Source organism: Actomonas spartinae, assembly GCF_051209155.1.
Classification (GTDB): domain Bacteria; phylum Verrucomicrobiota; class Verrucomicrobiia; order Opitutales; family Opitutaceae; genus Actomonas.
In genome coordinates this window covers 244,147-260,101 of the sequence record NZ_JBPJGB010000004.1, presented here as the reverse complement: position 1 = coordinate 260,101, position 15,955 = coordinate 244,147, and the positions used below count along the sequence as shown (strand labels likewise).

Annotated in this window: 15 protein-coding genes; 9 read left to right on the top strand and 6 right to left on the bottom strand. The window is 64.4% G+C overall.

The genetic code is table 11. The features are described from left to right. Positions 1-175 precede the first annotated feature (175 nt). Both AC0MRV_RS18015 and AC0MRV_RS18010 read right to left on the bottom strand, forming a co-directional pair. On the bottom strand, positions 176-1,447 hold the full coding sequence (locus AC0MRV_RS18015; protein ID WP_472765900.1) for a beta-ketoacyl-[acyl-carrier-protein] synthase family protein: 1,272 nt from the start codon (positions 1,445-1,447) through the stop codon (positions 176-178). Between the two features lie 213 nt (positions 1,448-1,660). Beyond that, positions 1,661-2,647 carry an ApeI family dehydratase gene (locus tag AC0MRV_RS18010; RefSeq protein WP_472765899.1) on the bottom strand — a complete coding sequence of 329 codons (987 nt, stop codon included), beginning with the start codon at positions 2,645-2,647 and terminating at the stop codon, positions 1,661-1,663. A gap of 230 nt (positions 2,648-2,877) precedes the next feature. Between AC0MRV_RS18010 and AC0MRV_RS18005 the strand changes: the two genes are divergently transcribed. Further along, the gene (locus AC0MRV_RS18005; RefSeq protein ID WP_472765898.1) at positions 2,878-4,038 is read left to right on the top strand and encodes a glycosyltransferase family 4 protein; all 1,161 of its coding nucleotides are present in this window, start codon (positions 2,878-2,880) and stop codon (positions 4,036-4,038) included. Positions 4,039-4,069: 31 nt separating this feature from the next. Further along, positions 4,070-4,477: an acyl-CoA thioesterase gene (locus tag AC0MRV_RS18000; protein WP_472765897.1), complete on the top strand. Its 408-nt coding sequence runs from the start codon at positions 4,070-4,072 to the stop codon at positions 4,475-4,477. A 145-nt stretch (positions 4,478-4,622) separates the two neighbouring features. On the opposite strand, the gene queG is transcribed toward AC0MRV_RS18000, so the two are convergent. Together queG and AC0MRV_RS17990 are read right to left on the bottom strand one after the other, a co-directional pair. Then, positions 4,623-5,756: a tRNA epoxyqueuosine(34) reductase QueG gene (gene queG / locus AC0MRV_RS17995; RefSeq protein ID WP_472765896.1), complete on the bottom strand. Its 1,134-nt coding sequence runs from the start codon at positions 5,754-5,756 to the stop codon at positions 4,623-4,625. Further along, the gene (locus AC0MRV_RS17990; RefSeq protein ID WP_472765895.1) at positions 5,746-6,324 is read right to left on the bottom strand and encodes a shikimate kinase; all 579 of its coding nucleotides are present in this window, start codon (positions 6,322-6,324) and stop codon (positions 5,746-5,748) included. The genes queG and AC0MRV_RS17990 overlap by 11 nt, the downstream gene beginning before the upstream one ends. Before the next feature lie 380 nt (positions 6,325-6,704). On the opposite strand from AC0MRV_RS17990, the gene AC0MRV_RS17985 reads away from it, so the two are divergent. From AC0MRV_RS17985 to AC0MRV_RS17970, 4 genes are read left to right on the top strand one after another with little or no spacing between them, the layout of a single operon-like run. Then, positions 6,705-7,769 carry a threonine aldolase family protein gene (locus AC0MRV_RS17985; protein WP_472765894.1) on the top strand — a complete coding sequence of 355 codons (1,065 nt, stop codon included), beginning with the start codon at positions 6,705-6,707 and terminating at the stop codon, positions 7,767-7,769. Positions 7,770-7,820: 51 nt separating this feature from the next. Continuing rightward, a complete protein-coding gene (locus AC0MRV_RS17980) occupies positions 7,821-8,720 on the top strand; it encodes a transglutaminase family protein (protein WP_472765893.1) in 900 nt (299 codons plus the stop codon). After that, positions 8,717-10,855 carry a transglutaminase family protein gene (locus AC0MRV_RS17975; protein WP_472765892.1) on the top strand — a complete coding sequence of 713 codons (2,139 nt, stop codon included), beginning with the start codon at positions 8,717-8,719 and terminating at the stop codon, positions 10,853-10,855. Before AC0MRV_RS17980 ends, AC0MRV_RS17975 begins: the two co-directional genes overlap by 4 nt. After that, positions 10,852-11,391: a hypothetical protein gene (locus AC0MRV_RS17970; protein ID WP_472765891.1), complete on the top strand. Its 540-nt coding sequence runs from the start codon at positions 10,852-10,854 to the stop codon at positions 11,389-11,391. The genes AC0MRV_RS17975 and AC0MRV_RS17970 overlap by 4 nt, the downstream gene beginning before the upstream one ends. On the opposite strand, the gene AC0MRV_RS17965 is transcribed toward AC0MRV_RS17970, so the two are convergent. Further along, a complete protein-coding gene (locus AC0MRV_RS17965; protein WP_472765890.1) occupies positions 11,342-12,478 on the bottom strand; it encodes a glycosyltransferase family 4 protein in 1,137 nt (378 codons plus the stop codon). The genes AC0MRV_RS17970 and AC0MRV_RS17965 overlap by 50 nt on opposite strands. Positions 12,479-12,558: 80 nt before the next feature. After that, on the bottom strand, positions 12,559-13,341 hold the full coding sequence (locus tag AC0MRV_RS17960; RefSeq protein ID WP_472765889.1) for an FKBP-type peptidyl-prolyl cis-trans isomerase: 783 nt from the start codon (positions 13,339-13,341) through the stop codon (positions 12,559-12,561). Positions 13,342-13,441: 100 nt separating this feature from the next. Between AC0MRV_RS17960 and AC0MRV_RS17955 the strand changes: the two genes are divergently transcribed. Genes AC0MRV_RS17955 through AC0MRV_RS17945 form a run of 3 tightly spaced genes read left to right on the top strand, consistent with a single transcriptional unit; the run spans position 13,442 to position 15,952 of the window. Further along, positions 13,442-15,373: an LOG family protein gene (locus AC0MRV_RS17955; protein WP_472765888.1), complete on the top strand. Its 1,932-nt coding sequence runs from the start codon at positions 13,442-13,444 to the stop codon at positions 15,371-15,373. A 49-nt stretch (positions 15,374-15,422) separates the two neighbouring features. Beyond that, complete coding sequence (locus tag AC0MRV_RS17950; RefSeq protein ID WP_472765887.1) at positions 15,423-15,650, top strand: addiction module protein; 228 nt, start codon at positions 15,423-15,425, stop codon at positions 15,648-15,650. Continuing rightward, entirely contained in the window at positions 15,647-15,952 is a 306-nt protein-coding gene (locus AC0MRV_RS17945) for a type II toxin-antitoxin system RelE/ParE family toxin (RefSeq protein ID WP_472765886.1), read from the top strand. The genes AC0MRV_RS17950 and AC0MRV_RS17945 overlap by 4 nt, the downstream gene beginning before the upstream one ends. Positions 15,953-15,955: the final 3 nt, after the last annotated feature.

Below are 15,955 nucleotides of genomic sequence, written 5' to 3'. Positions count from 1 at the left end.
CTGCCCCGACGGGACATGGACGCGAATGCGGAACGGGCGAAGGAAGAACCCGGAGCGGTCAAATTGACTGGGCGTTGCATGGAGGTGTTCAGACCACGCCAAAATCGACGGCGGGCCACGTGGATGAACGTGGCTTATGCGACGCCGGTTTCAATCTTCGATCTTGGCGATCGACTCAGTTGGCCGAGGGCACCGCCCGCATGACGATGGCGACGTTGGCCCCGCCAAATCCGCTGCTGTTGTTGATCACCACCTGTGGCCGCTCGGCCTGGGTTTCGCGCAGAATGTTGAGGTCGGAAACCTCGGGGTCGAGGTGCTCGATGTTGGCCGATCCCGGCATGAATCCTTCGCGCAGCGCCAGCGCGCAGAAGCCCGTTTCCATTGCGCCGGCGAGTGAGAGTCCGTGACCGGTCAGCGCCTTGGTCGAACTGATCGCGGGCCGCGAGCCGGACGGGCCGAATACGGTGCGGATCGCTTTGCCCTCCGAAATGTCGCCGATCGGGGTCGAGGTGGCGTGGGCGTTGATGTAGTCCACCGCCTCCGGACTGACGCCGGAATACTTGAGCGCACGCTGGAGCGCGTTGGCCAGGCCGGTGCCCTCCGGATGAGAAATGGCGACGTTGTGCCCGTCGGAGGCCTGCCCCCAACCGGCGATTTCGCAATACGGCACCACGCCGCGGCGTTGCACCTCTTCCTCGCTTTCAAGGACCAGCACCGTGGCGCCGCCCGTGCCGACGAAGCCGTCGCGGGCCCGATCAAAGGGGCGCGAGGCGGTGTCGGGATCGGCGTTGAGCGACAGCGCCCGCATGCCGGCGAAAGGCAGGATCGTCTCCACGTTTCCGTCTTCCGCGCCGACCACGAACATGCGCTTCTGACGCCCCAGCGAGATCTCGTCAAAGGCGTAGCCCAGCGCGTGGGACGAGGAGGCGCAGGCCGAGGCAAATCCGGTCGATGCCCCCTTGATCTTAAAATGGGCGACGAGATTGAACTGCACCGTGCCGGCGATCGACGCGACGATGCCCAGCGGTGAGCAGCGCATCACCCCCTCGTTGTGCATCTTCTGCACGTAGTAGGTCAGAAAATTCGGCGAGCCCGCCGAGGCGCCGAACAATCCCGTGTCGTCGTTGGAAACGTCTTCCGCGGACAAACCGGCATCCTCGATCGCCTGGGTCATCGCGCAATAGCTGTAGAGCCCATGGGGACCCATGCTGCGCAAGTATTCGCGCCGCACCCGGTAGCGCGCGGGATAGGTCCAATCCTCCGGATCGAGGGAGGCGGTGTCGAAGCCCTTCACCGGCGCGGCGACTTTCACCGGGATGCCGGCCGCGGCGAATGGTGGGTAGAGCTCCACCCCGTGTCGAAGCTCTCGCAGGCTCTGCGAGACCTCTTTCGTGTCGTTGCCGATGCTCGTGATGACACCCAGGCCGGTGAGAAATACTTTCGCCATAATTCGATGCTGATCCACCCGTTTCGAAAAAGGAACGCACTCGGATGATTGGCCGAGGCTGTTCACTTCACCTACACGGGTGAGGAGCCAGCTAAGGTCATGCGCCAACGCGGGTCAACGCGGTGAACCGCCCAAATTCAGCTATTCGGATCGGTAACCCACCGCAGCTGCGGCGTTAATCTTTCCCGGGCCGCTTGCGGGGCGCGGGGACGGTCAAGCGTTGACGGCGGCCGCCACCGGCGGGCGCATGTCGTCGTCGTTCTTGCCCTGCCCGGCCGGTTTGGCCGCGGCCGAAGCCGACTTCTGCTCTGGCACGGCCTTGGAATCGGCGTAGGCGAAGGTGAGCGTGATCTCCTCCGCCATGGCGGCCTTTTCCTGGCCGACGCGAATGGAGCCTTCGAAGGTCGCCAAGGGCATCTTCGTCCGCTTCGGCTTCACGCTCATCGAGAGCAGATCGCCCGGACGACAGATACGGTGGCAACGGACACCTTCGCAGGAGGTGAAGAAAATCTTGGACGGGTCGATCGCCTTGCCTTCATCGGCCCCAGCGCCCTCCAGCAAATAGAGCACGGCAAGCTGTCCGAGCGCCTCAAGCATCAGGGAGGCCGGCATCACCGGGTTGTCCTTGAAGTGGCCCTGCAGGAAGAACTCCTGGCCGGTGATCTTGTATTTGCCCTGCGCGCCGTTGCCCACGATCGAGGCCTCGTTGAGGAACAGGAACGGTGCCTGGATCGGCATGACCGACACAATCTGTTCGATCGGGAGAAACTTCGTCGGCTTTGGCGGCGGCAGACCACGGACCTTGCAGTCGATGAACACCTTGATGTCCCCGACCGTGCGCAGGTTGCGCAGATCCTCGTTGTTGATCTGCATCTGGAGCACGTCCTCCACGAGGATGACGATTTCCATCATGGTGAGGGAATCGATGCCAAGATCTTCGACCAAGCGCAGCTCATCGTCCGCTTCCTTGAGTTTCGCCCGCAAGTCCGGCTCCACAAAGCGCTCGATCACGCCGATGATGACCGCCGGTAAGTGGCTGGCTTCCTGAGTCTTACGAAAGGCAATCGCGGCCTCAATGGTCGCGGGGGAACACCGCTTGAGCGATTCGCGCAGCGTAGACTCATCTTCTACTGAGAACGGCTTGGGGGCCGCCTCCGGGGCCACCTGGCCCTCATGACCGTCGAGGTCTCCTTTTGGCATGATTTCGGGTAGTTAGGTTTCGGTATTTTGAATGTAAACGCTATTCTTGGAGCCCTGCGTGCTCTCCCGACCGCCAAAACCGCAACCGTTTTGTCACCGAATCGTAAGCGCCAGCCGCTGAAGACCTGAGCGCTCACATTTGGTTCAACCATCAGTTGCCTTCATCCCGCCTAAGCGCCAAAAGCACGGTCTTATCTCTTCAAGCGGTCCCTCTTCCGGCCGCTTTCGCAATGTCGAGCCCAGCCCTCAAATCCCTCTCTTCCCAGTCGCTTTACCTCATCACGCATGAGTTTTACCCAAAGCGAGGAGGCATCGCGACCTTCACCGAGGAGATGGCCAAGGCATCCGCGCAACTCGGCCTCGATGTCGAAGTCTGGGCGCAGGAGGCTCCGACCACCCGTGACGCCGGCCAGTGGCCTTTCCGCGTCTGGCGCATGCCGCTCAAGGGCACACATGACCTTTCCTGCCAACTGCGCCTGGCCTGGCAACTGATTCGCCGCCGGCGCGACTTGCGCTATGCCACGGTCTATCTGCCGGAGCCGGGGCCGATGCTCACGCTCATGTTGCTGCAGCGCTTTCACGCCTTTCGCCCCAAGCACCTCGTGCTCACGTTTCACGGGTCGGAGGTGCTCAAGTTCTACCGCAATCCCTTTATCCGCCCCCTCGCCCGCCGGCTCATCGGTTACGCCAACCGCATCAGCGTGCTGTCCGGCTACACGCGTGACCTGCTCCGCACCCACTTTCCCGAGTCGCGCTCCAAAATCCTGCTCACGCCCGGCGCGTTGCGCTCCGACTTCGCCGTGGTGGAGCAAACCCCCTCCGAGCCAAACTCCAAAGTCATCGTCCTCACCGTCGGTCGCCTGCATCCCCGCAAGGGCCAACTGCTCACCCTCCAAGCGCTGCAGGCCCTCGCTCCCCGCTTCCGCGACCAGATCGAATACTGGCTCGTCGGTTCCACCGCCAAACCCTCCTACGAACAAACGCTGCGCGCCGCCGCCACCACCGCCGATTTTCCGGTGCGGTTTTTCGGCGACATACCCGACAACGAGCTGAGCCGCATCTACGACCGGGCCGACATCTTCGGCATGACCAGCATCGACTTCGGCAACAGCGTCGAGGGTTTCGGTTTGGTTTACCTCGAAGCGGCCGCCCATGGTTTGCCCGTTGTCGCGCACGCGGTCGGTGGCGTCGCCGAAGCTGTGGCCGACGGGGAGACCGGATTGCTCGTGCCGCCGCATCATCCGGCCCAGCTCACCGCCGCCTTCGAAAAACTCATCAGCGATCGCGAGCTGCGCGAACGCCTCGGCCGCGCCGGCTGGAACTGGGCCCGGCGCAACAACTGGTCGCACTCCGCCCGCGTCCTGTTTGGCGAAGCTCTGGCCGATTCCTAAGTCCGCGCCCGACCAGCCTGCTCCGTTTTCCATGCTCGAGTCCCGCACCACCGTTCGTGTCCGCTACGCCGAAACCGATGCCATGGCCGTCGTCTACCATGGCAGTTACCTGCCGTGGCTCGAGGTCGGCCGCACCAATCTGCTGCGGGAGCACGGTTTCAACTACCGCGATCTTGAACACGCCGGCTACAACCTGCCGGTGCTCGATCTGAACATCAAATACCTCCGACCGGCGGTGTATGATGACGAGGTCACGATTCACACCGTGATCAAGGAATGCCCGACGATCCGCGTGCGCATCGATTACGAGGTGCGCCGCGGCGACGAATTGCTCGCGACCGCCTCCACGACCCACGCGTTTGTCGATCGCAAGGGCCAGCCGACCCGGCCACCGGCAGACTTCCGCACCGCCATGCAGGCCAAGTTCGCGCATCGCTGATGCATCAGGTGCGACGTGCTGCCGATTAAAAAAGCAGCCCCCGATGACCCGGATTGGCACGGATCCGGGGTGATCAGTGCACCTCGTTTGTCCGGGGCCATCCGTGAGTTCCTTGGCCTAATAAAAGCCAATCAGCCCGAGCGGGTCAGTCGAACTCCGCCCGCACCATCGGATCCACTTCCTTCGACCGCTGCGCCTCAAGAAACGCGTGTTCGTCCAGCTCCCGCAACGCCGCCACCGCGTGTGCCCGCACCATCGGCTCCGGGTGATCCGCCGCGAGATCGCGCAATCGCGGCACGCACTCGAGCGCCCGCGTATTCGCCGCGACGATACACGCGTTGCGCAGCAGTCCGCGCAACTTCAGGCGTTTCACCGCCGTGCCCTTGAAGACCGCGGCGAAACGTTCGGGGGTGAGTTGCAGGATTTCGCGCAAACTCAAAGCCGCCAGCTCGGGCCGGGGCTTCAGCAACCCGGACCGCGCGGTCTGCGCGAAGCGGTTCCACGGGCAGACCTCGGCGCAGATGTCGCAACCGTAGAGCCGGTCGCCGATCCCGCGGCGCAACTGGCGCGGAATGATGCCGCGGTTTTCGATCGTTTGGTAGGAAATGCAGCGACGCGCATCCAGCACGCCCGGCGCCGTCAGCGCCTGCGTCGGGCAGGCGTCGAGGCAGCGGGTGCATTGCCCGCACAAGGTGCCCACCGGCCGCTGCGCCGCGGCCCGACTCACCGGGGTGTCGGGTTCGATTTCCGCCCGCACCACCATCGCCGCCAGGAACAGCCAGTTGCCGAAATCCCGAGAAATCAGCATCGCGTTCTTACCGGTGAAGCCCACGCCGGCCGTCGCCGCCCAACTGCGTTCGAGAACCGGCCCCGTATCCACGTAATACCGGTAATCCGTCGGCCCGATGCCGGCCCATGTCTCCAGTTCCCGACCGGCCGCGACCAAACCCGGTTTGATCGTGTCGTGATAGTCGTCGTGCAGCGCGTAACGCGCCCAGATGCCCTGCCCGCTCCCGTTCGGCTTCCCGGTCTCCTCCATCCCGTAATTGACGCCGAGCATCACCAAACTTCGCGCCCCGGCCACCACTTGGGTCACATCCAGGCGCTTCGCCGCCCCGCGCTCGATCCACGCCATGTCGGCCTGGTTTCCCGCTTTTAGCCAACGCTGGAACGCTTCGCTGCCCGGGCTCTCGCTGTCCTCATCCACGCGGGCGAAGCGCACCACGTCGAAACCCAGCGCGCGCAAACGGGCGCGCAGTTCTTCGCGGTCAGCGGCCATGGCGCGAGGCCGCGCGGGCGAGGTCGGCGGCTTCGCGGCGATACACCCGGAGCACGTGGGAGATGATGTCGCTCGTCGGCCGATGGTCCGTCAGGATCACCGCGCCCGCCCGCTTGTAGACCGGCTCCCGCTCTTTGTAGAGCGCTTGAATCCGCTCCATCGGGTTATCCACGTTGAGGAGCGGTCGATTCCGGTTTGCCGAGGTGCGGGCGAGAATCGTTTCCAAGGACGCATGCAGGCAAACCACGACGCCGCGCGACTTGAGCAGTTCGAGCATGCCTGGCTGCACCACCAGTCCACCACCGCAGGCCACCACGCAGCGCTCGGACGGATGTCCCGCGTCGATGAACGTCCGTTCGAGCTGGCGGAAGTGATCCTGACCTTCGTCGGCAAAAATCTCGGGGATCGTGCGATTCTGCTCCCGTTCGATTTCGTGATCACTGTCGAGCAAACGAAATTTCAGCCGCTGCGCCACGGACCGACCAATCGTCGTCTTGCCGGTGCCCATGAAACCTACGAGATAAAGGTTCGGGGCGAAGTCGGGCGATGGCTGGCTCGGCGGGGGCATGGGAGGTCTGGGGTGTGTTTTGAAAATAGGAGGGTCCATCGCCGGGAACGCAGCCCGTGGAGGACAAGGCGGAGCCGAGAAAGCTGTGCCAGTCGGCACCGCTTTTCGGTCAACAACGCCGGCCGCCACGGGCTCCGTCCCGGCCCGAAGGGTGGATCAGTGAAGTGGCTGGCGCGGCGTTGTCCACAACGGTATGGCCCGCTGGGCCACCTCCGTTGCGTCCGCCTGGCGCAAGCCACTTCACTGGTCCACGATGGTCTCGCTTATTTCCAAAACACACCCTGGCAAGGCACCACAGCGGCGCTTGCCAAACCACAAAAATCTTCGCCTTTCGTCCGGCACGGTTTGCGGACAAGCTCCATTCATCCGTCCACCCTTATATGTCCGATCACGTCCATCATCACTTCGCCAGCGACAATACTTCCGGCATTTGCCCCGAAGCCTGGGCCGCCCTCGCCGCCGCCAACTCCGGTCGCGTGCCTTCCTACGGCGAGGACGATTGGACCAAACGCGCCTGCGACCAGATCCGGCGCATTTTCGACAAACCGGACGCCGAGATCTTTTTCGTTTTCAACGGCACCGCCGCCAATTCGCTCGCTCTCGGCTCGCTGTGCCAAAGTTACCACAGCGTGGTTTGCCACGAGGTCGCGCACGTCGAAACCGATGAATGCGGCGCACCGGAGTTTTTCTCCAACGGGACCAAGATCCTCACCGCCACCGGTGCCAACGGCAAACTCGACCCCGCCGCCGTCGAACAGGTGATCCGCAAACGCACCGACATTCATTACCCGAAGCCACGCGTGCTTTCGCTCACGCAGTCGACCGAGTTCGGCACCGTCTACTCGACGGCCGAGGTCAACGCGCTCTGCACCCTCGCCCATGCCCATCAGCTCCATGTCCACATGGACGGCGCCCGTTTCGCCAACGCCGCCGCCGCGCTCCAGGAGCGCGAGGGCGCCACCCCGGCCGACTTCACCTGGCGCGCCGGCGTCGACGTGCTTTGCTTTGGCGGCACCAAGAACGGCATGAACACGTCCGAAGCGGTCGTGTTCTTCCGCCCCGAGCTCGCCCGCGAGTTTGACTACCGCTGCAAACAGGCCGGCCAACTCGCCTCCAAGATGCGCTTTCTCAGCTCGCAGTGGACCGGGGTCCTGCAAAACGACGTCTGGCTCAAACACGCCGCCCACGCCAACGCCATGACCCGCCGGCTCGTCGAGGCCATCCGCGACCTGCCCGGGGTTTCCCCCTTCCTCGAACCCGAGGTCAATGCCGCCTTCATCGACATGCCGCCCGCCGTCGCCGCCCGCATGCACGAGCGCGGCTGGCATTTTCACAATTTTCTCGGACCCGAGCGCTACCGGCTCATGTGCAACTGGGACACCACCGAGGCCGACATCACCGCCTTTGCCGCCGACTTGCGCGACATCACGACGGGTGGCGCGTAGGCCCGATCCCTGCTAAGCCTCCCTGCCTTTCCCCTGCCGGCGCCGCCGCCCATGAATCTTCGCATCACCCACGAAACCCGCTACCGCTACGCCAAGTCGGTTTCGCTCTCGCCCCACGTTCTCTACCTGCGCCCACGCGAAAACTCCCGTCAGCGCCTGCGCCATTTTGAGGTCACCATCGATCCGGCGCCGCACCTTTCGCGCACCGCCGATCCGCTCGATAACGAGGTGTGGACCGCCCTCTTTCCGGAGAACACCGATCACCTGGTCATCCGCACCCACGCGCACGTCGAAACCTTCGAAACCAATCCCTTCGACTTCGTGCTCAAGGACTACGCGATCAACTCGCCCTTCGCCTACGAACCCAGCCTCAAGTTCGGCCTCGGCCCCTACCTCGCCCCGCCCTTCGATGAAACCCAGCGCGAACTCAAGGCCTGGGTCGACGCCAATTTCACCGAGCGCCCGACCGGCACGGTCGACTGTCTCACCGCCTTCAGCCGCCTGATCTACGAGCGCCTCACCTACGTGCGCCGCGAGGAACGCGGTATCCAATCTTCCCTTACCACGCTCCGGCTCGGCAGCGGCGCCTGCCGCGACTTTGCGGTGCTGTTCACCGAGCTGTGCCGCACCCTCGGCCTGGCCGCCCGTTTTGTGAGCGGTTACCTCTACGCCCCCGACGGCGATGACCACCGCACCGTGGGCGCGATGCACGCCTGGGCCGAGGTCTTCCTGCCCGGCGCCGGCTGGAAGGGCATCGACCCCACCCACGGCATCTGGTGCGACGACCGCTTCGTGCCCGTCGCCCACGACGCCCAGGCCGAATCGGTGAACCCGATTCAGGGCAACTATTACAGCCCCGTCCCCGTCGACTCCGACCTCGACGTCCAGGTCGTCGTCGAGCCCCTCGACCATTCCGCTTCCCAAACCTCCCACCAATCCTCCTCCGCGTGAGCACCTCCATCTCTTCCTGCGCCGCCGCCGTCGAAGCCTCCCTCCGCCGCACCGACGTCGCCATCACCATGGGCGGCGAACCCACCTTTGTGCCACTGCAGCCGGAGGGAGCCGAGTGGGCCACCGCCGCACTCGGTCCGACCAAGCTCGACTACGCCCGTCGCCTCGCGCTGCGCCTCATCCGCGACACCTACCGCGGCGCGGTCCTGCTGGAAACCTCGGGCAAGCACTACCCCGGCGAACCGCTCCCGCGCTGGACCCTGCTCATTCAACGCCGCGCCGACGGGGTGCCGGTCTGGAAAAATCCGCGCCGCCTGCGCGGCGACACCAAACCCGGCAAACACCGTCTCCTCGACGCGCGCGCGGTCACCCAAAAACTCGCCCGTCTCCTTGGACTGGGCACCAAAACCATCCGCCCTTTGGCCACCGGCAAAAAGGCCTGCGGCTACGTTTTGCCGCTGGACCACGTCGAGGGCGCCTGGATCACCGACGACTGGAGCGCGGACTTCGATGGACCGATCCAACTCTTCCCGGGCGACGGTTTCGCCGGCCTGCGCCTACCGCTCGGCCAGCTCGCCGAGGGTCGCCTCCGCCGTGCGCTCACCGTCGAATTGCGCGACGGCGCGGTCAGCGTCTTCGTGCCGCCGCTGCTCACCGACGCTTACCTCGCCTTGCTCGAGCAGATCGAAGCGGCGTTCGCCGCGGTCAAACTCACCGGCTGCACCCTCTCCGGCTACGCCCCACCTTCCGATCCCAACCTGCCGACCATGGGCCTCGCCTCCGACCCGGGCGTCCTGGAGATCAACCTAGCCCCCTGCCCGGATTGGACCGCCTACGATCGCCAGCTCAAGGACCTCTACGCCGCCGCGACCAAGGTCGGCCTCATCGCCCGCAAACTGAATTTCAATGGCCGCGAATCCGGCACCGGCGGCGGTGCCCACGTCGTCTTCGGCGGCCCCGATGGACTCTACTCCCCCTTCTTCGCCTTCCCGCATTTTCTGCCGTCGGTCATTCGCTATTTCCAGCACCACCCGGCGCTGAGTTTTGCCTTCACCGGACTCTACATGGGACCGAGTTCCCAGGCTCCGCGCATCGACGAATCGACCTACGAGGCGCTCTACGAACTCGAGATCGCCTGCGCCGGCGCCGAAAGCATGGGCCACCCGCCGAACCTCCCGCAGTTCGACCTGCTCTTCCGCGACCTGCTGATGGACCGTTCCGGCAACACTCACCGCGCCGAAATCAGCGTCGACAAACTCTACAACCCTTACGCCCCCAACGGCCGCCTCGGTCTGGTTGAACTGCGCGCCTTCGAAACCCACCCGGAGGCCGCAACCCTCAGCCTCATCGGCCTGTTCCTGCGCGCCATCTTCGCGCGCCTCGTGGGCGATCCGTTCAAGACCCCCTTCATACGCTGGGCCGGCGAACTGCACGATCGTTTTCTGCTCCCGTCCTTCATCTGGCAGGATCTGCAGGCCATCGCCGCCGACCTCGCCGCGCACGACATCCCTTTCGACGTCGAGTGGCTGCGCCCCTACTGGGAATGGCGCTTCCCCCAACTGGGCGCCTTTAAACTCGCCTACCAGGACAAGGCCAAAAAATCGCACGACGCCGAAGTGGTCTTCCGCCAGGCGCTCGAAGCTTGGCCGCTGCTCGGCGAGTCGCCCAATGCCGGCACGGTCGCCCGCACCGTGGATTCGAGCATGGACCGCATCGAAGTGGCCGTATCCGATCCGGAACTACTCGAACGCGGCATCATGCTCGCCAACGGCTTTCCCTGCGAATTCCGCTCCGCCGACGACACCACCGCCTGCGGCATCCGCTTCCGCGCCTTCCACCTCTACCCTTCGCTCCATCCGCACATTCCCGTTCATGCGCCGCTGCTGCTGGAGTGGGTCGACAAGGCGACGCTCACCGTCGTGGCCGCCGCCCGCTGGCACGTCTGGAACCCCGTGGGCACGCCCTACGCGACCCGACCGACCGACGAAAAGGAAGCCCGCGCCCGTCACGCCGCCCGTTGGGAAGACTGGCCCCACACCATTGGCCAATCGCGCTGGATTCCCGAAATTTCCTTCCCGCCGGAAGGCCGCTACACGCTGGATCTGCGTCGCTATCACGCCCAATCTCGGGCGTGAACCTCGCGTTGCCCTCGCCCCGCTTCATCGTCACCGCCTTCCTCGCCGCCGTTTTGCTCGACGGATGCACGAACCAGGGGGTGAACCGTTCCGGTCCGCCAAACAGCCTCGCGTCCAATCCGGACGCTCCCACTCGTCTGCTGTCCAAACGCTACGGCAAGACGTGGCACAACATCGCCAACCATCGCTACGACGCCTTTCTGTTTCTCGACGGATTTATCTCCCCGGACGGACAGGTCCGGAGCTTGAGGGTCGATCAAGCCTACCCCGACACCTCGCGACTGGCGTTGGCCTATCGGCTCGTTGAACAGGTGACGTTGCCCGGCTCCACCGCCGCTTCGCACGTGCGACAACGAGCCAAAGTTCAACTCTACTTCTACGAGTCGAATCGCATGGAGCCGGAGGTGCTCATTGTCGCTTGGCGACAAAGCAGTGTGGGCTTCAACGACTTCCAAGGCAACGAGCTCTACACCTCGCTGACCACCTTCACTCCACCGGCTGATCCGTCGCCCGCCGCAGATCAGTCTGAAAAGTAGCCACAATCGCGGTCCAGGTGAGGCCTTCGGCCGTGGCTCGAGCGGCCCTGCGCACCCGTTCCCAACCTGACTGCTGCGCGACGACTTCGCCTGCCTTCGTCACAAAAGCGCGGCCGTCATCATAGGGCGTCAGGTAGCCGTTTTCCCCCTCGCGAATGTGCTCCCGCGGCGCCGCGTAATCGTAGCCCAAAACGACCAGCCCGCTCGCCATCGCTTCGGTGACCACGTTGCCAAAGGTTTCGGTCACGCTCGGAAACAAAAACAAATCGGCCGAAGCATAGTGCGCCGCCAGCGCTTCGCCGCGCTGCATGCCGGCGTAGTGATAATCTGGATGCGCAGCTTCCAAAGCCGCCCGTTCCGGTCCGTCGCCGACCAATACAAACCGGGCGCGCGGATCACGTTGTTTGATCGCCTCAAACCCCTCCACCGCCAGCCGGATGTTTTTCTCCGCCGCCATTCGCCCGACATGAATCACGACCAGGTCGTCCGGCGCCGCACCCCAACTCGCGCGCAGGGTGTTGTCGCGGCGACCGGGGTGAAACAGCGCCGTGTCCACGCCACGCGAGAGGATGCCGAGCCGTTCAAACCCATCCGCCGCGAGTTCGTCCCTCATCTGATGGGTCGGCACGAGGGTGCAGCGCGTCGCGTTGTGAAAACGCCGCATCCATGCCAGCGCCAATGAGCGGAACAAGCCGATCCCGTAGTGCGCCCCGTATTGGTGAAAGTTGGTGTGGTAGCTTGAGGTCACCGGAATCTTCAGCGCGCGAGCCGCCCGCAGGGCAGCCCAGCCCAAGGGTCCCTCGGTCGCGACATGCACCACATCGGGCCGGCGCTCGGTCCAGCGCCGACGCAGGCGGCCCACCACCGGCAGACCGACGCGCAAACTGCGATAAAAGGGGATCGGCATACCCGGCACCACCCACTCTCCGGCCGGCACCCCGGATGCCTGCGTCTCGTGCAGCTGCTGGGGTCGGATCACTTCGACCTGATCGCCCGACTCCCGCAGACCGGTGACCAAACGCCCCCAGGTCATGGCAACGCCATTCACCTCGGGCGGGAAGGTTTCGGTCACCAACGTGATGCGCACGGTCCCTTTCTCCTTCGCGTAACCCGGCACGCAAACGAATTACCGCCCGGCCAGGTTACAACCGGGTTACGTTCCGAAGATCACGGTGTCGCCGGCGCGGGCGCCGGCGGTGGCGCGGCCGGCGTCAGGATGGCCAACAGCTCCACATCGAAGATCAAGGTCGCGCCCGGCGGGATGTCACCGCTGCCGTAATCACCGTAGCCCAGTTGCGGCGGAACGTAGAGGCGGATCTTGCCGCCTTCGCCGATCGCCTGCACGCCCTCCGTCCAGCCCGGAATCACTTGATTGAGTGCGGTTTCGTAGGGTTCCCCTCGCTCAACCGAAGAATCGAAGACTTTTCCGTTCAACAGGCTGCCATGGTAGTGCACGCGCACGCGGTCGGTGGCCGTCGGCTTGCGTTCGCCGCCCGCCGCTTGGATTTCGTAGCCGAGGCCGCTCGGCGTGATCACCACGTTGGAGTTGCCAGCCAGTTCCGTCCAGAACGCCGCCGCCTGCTCCACCTGGGCCGCTTTCTCCGCCGCCATGTGGGCGTCGAATTTCGCCTGCATGAACTGCGCGATCGCACCGCCCACCGCCTGCAGGTCGACATCGGTTTCTTCACCCCGTCGCGCCATTTCCAGGCCGCGGATGAAGGCCTGCGCCTCCTCGTCGTTCAGCCCGAGCTGACTGATACCCGTGCGCATACCGGTCATCCAGCCAAACACCTCCAGCATCTTCGCTTCGCTGATCTGCGGCGCCGCCGGCGCGGTTTCGGCCGTTGCCTGGGCCAGACCGCTTGAGGCGGCTCCGCCCCAAAGCGCGAAGCCGAGGGTGAGAGCCGACAGTTGACGTGATGGGGACCAGCAAAAGGGGTGTGCGCTCATGGGTGGACGCCACGCTGCGGGCCCTGCCCCCAGCCTGCAATCTCCGACTCCTCCCTTGTAAGCCGACCAAAACTGGCCTTGGTTTCCCGCCCCCTTTCCCATGAACGCCGATTCCTTCTGGACCAGCCAAGATGGCCAAATCCTTTCCGTGCGCCCCCCGGCCAGCGATGACCAACCCGTATCGCTCACCCTCGCCTTCTGGCCCCGCCACGCCAAGGAGTTCGAATTCCTCAAAACCCACCTCGCTGACCTCAAGTTCTCCGAGCGCTCCACCCTCGCGCGGATCGGCATTGAAATGCTCACCGAGGGCCCGCCGCGCATCGACGGCAACCGCGTCGTGCTGGAGGCCGAGGCCTTCATCTACGACCACAGTTTCCCGCACGCCGCCTACTGGCGCAAACTGCTGCGCCTCGGCAGCCCGGTGGGCCGCCTCTTCTTCGCGCCGCCCGAGGCCAAGCTGACCACCGCCGAAATTTGGGAAGCCGTTCGCGCCAACACGATCAAGCTGCCCAACACCATCTCGATCGATCGCGAGGGTCACGTTTTCCTCACGCCGCACCACGTCCGCTACACGCTCAAGCCGGACCTCGACCGTCCGTCCTTCGAGCGGCTCGTCTCCGGCACCGCCGGCCGCAGCTTCCTCGACAAGGTGCAGGTGCGCCACGCCGCTTCGCCGCTCACCATCCCGCCGCACTCCGGCGTCCTCACCAGCTGCTCGATGTATCTGAAGGAGCATTACGTGGTGCTCAACCAGGGCGCGGGCAACTTCGGCATCCACACCAGCGCCATCCTGCTCGACCCGGTGAAAACCTTCGGCACCAACATCATGTTGGAGATTTACAACCAAGGCAGCGAGCCGGTGGTCAATCCGATGGTGTCGGTTGAGATTTTCCGCGCGCCCGAGCGCGACGACTCCCGCACCCAGGCGCTCACCCAAAAACGCGAACGCCTCATCTCCATCGCCCGCGACACCTTCGAGTGCCTTGACGCCCGCCCTCCCGAACCCGGCGCCGCCAAGGACGCGCCGAAACCGCGCCTCCGCGTATCTCTCCGCGGCCAACATGCGCAGATGGAGAACCCGTCCCACTTCCTCAGCGTCGGCGGCAACGGCAGCGGTCTGAAGGAGGTCCTCACCGACACCGACGGCACCTGCGGTTACCCGACCCTGCTGCACGCCCTGGAACACGCCCCGGCCAACGCCGACACCCTCGTTACGCGCTATTTCCCCAACCTGCCGGAACAGGTGGAGCTGCTCGCCCGCCTGCCGGACCTGAAGCTCAAGCGGCTCATTTTCCGCGATGCCTCGCGCACCCACGGCTTCTTCCTTTCGCACAATGCCCAGGGGCGCCTCGACACCCTCGATGCCCTCGGCATCGACGTCTATTGGTTCAACCCCTCGCTCGGCGACCTGTTCCTCCACAGCTACAAAAAGAACCACGGCTTCTTCCTCCGGGAGGAAATGCAGCGCCGCTTCCAGGAGTCGACCATCCTCGCCTTCTACGGCAGCGCCGTCGGCCTCGACGAAGTGCAGACCAAGAGTATCTCCACGCTCATCGAAAGCCTCACCGACTACATGTCGCCCAACGTCGGCGTGCTCACCGGCGGCGGTGGCGGCGTGATGGGCCTCGCCTGCGAACAGGCCCGCGCCAAGGGCGCGCTCACCGGCGCCTGCTTCCTCGAACTCGAGGCCCAACCCCCCAAACTCGGCGTGGACTTCTTCAACACCTTCCAGGAGTCATCCCGCCACTTCCGCCAAAAGTGGTTCGAGGTGGCCGATTTTTGCATCTTCAACGTCGGCGGCGTCGGCACTCTGGAGGAGATCGGCATCGAGCTGTGCAACCTCAAGCTCGGCATCCGCCCGCGCGTGCCGATGGTCTTCTTCGGCGCCGACTATTTTGGCTACCTGCGCAAGCAGATCACCCACATGGTCACCGCCGGCCGCGCCCCGGCCTGGATGCTCGACTACATGCTCTTCACCGACGACCCCAACGCCGTCGTGCAATTCTATCGCGAAAAGCTGCAAGTGCTCTGACCCAAACTCCGACCTCGCGCCGCTCCCGAAATCACTCCACTTTCCGCCAATGCCGAACGACTTCGCTACGATTTCCGACGCGGCCTTGAAAATGCCCGAAGAACAGCAGCGTGAGCTGGCCGCATTGCTTGAAGAGCAACTGCTTCGAGGCGAGAGCCACTATGCGAGATCATGGCGGACCGAAATTGATCGGCGTAAAAACTTGGTGGCGGAAGGGAAGGCGAGCTTCGTATCGCTCGACCAACTCAAGGGTGACCTGCGGAACAGTGGTCAATGATGCCGGTTGAAATTGTCTCCTTGGCGCAGGAGGAGCTTTTCGAGGAGATCGCTTACTATGAAGCGCAGCGCTTGACTGCCGGTGTGGCGCTGCGGGAGGACGTCTTGGCCGCATTGGAGCAGCTGAAGAAGTTTCCTGGACCAGGGCGTGCTGATCCAAACGACCCGACGATCCATCGACTGGTCACGAACCGGTTCCGTTTCGTGATTCACTACGAAATCCTCGACGACTGCGTCCGGGTTTGGGCAATTTCCCACCCTGCGCGTTTGCCCGGCCACTGGTCGGGTCGACGTTCCAATTGATTT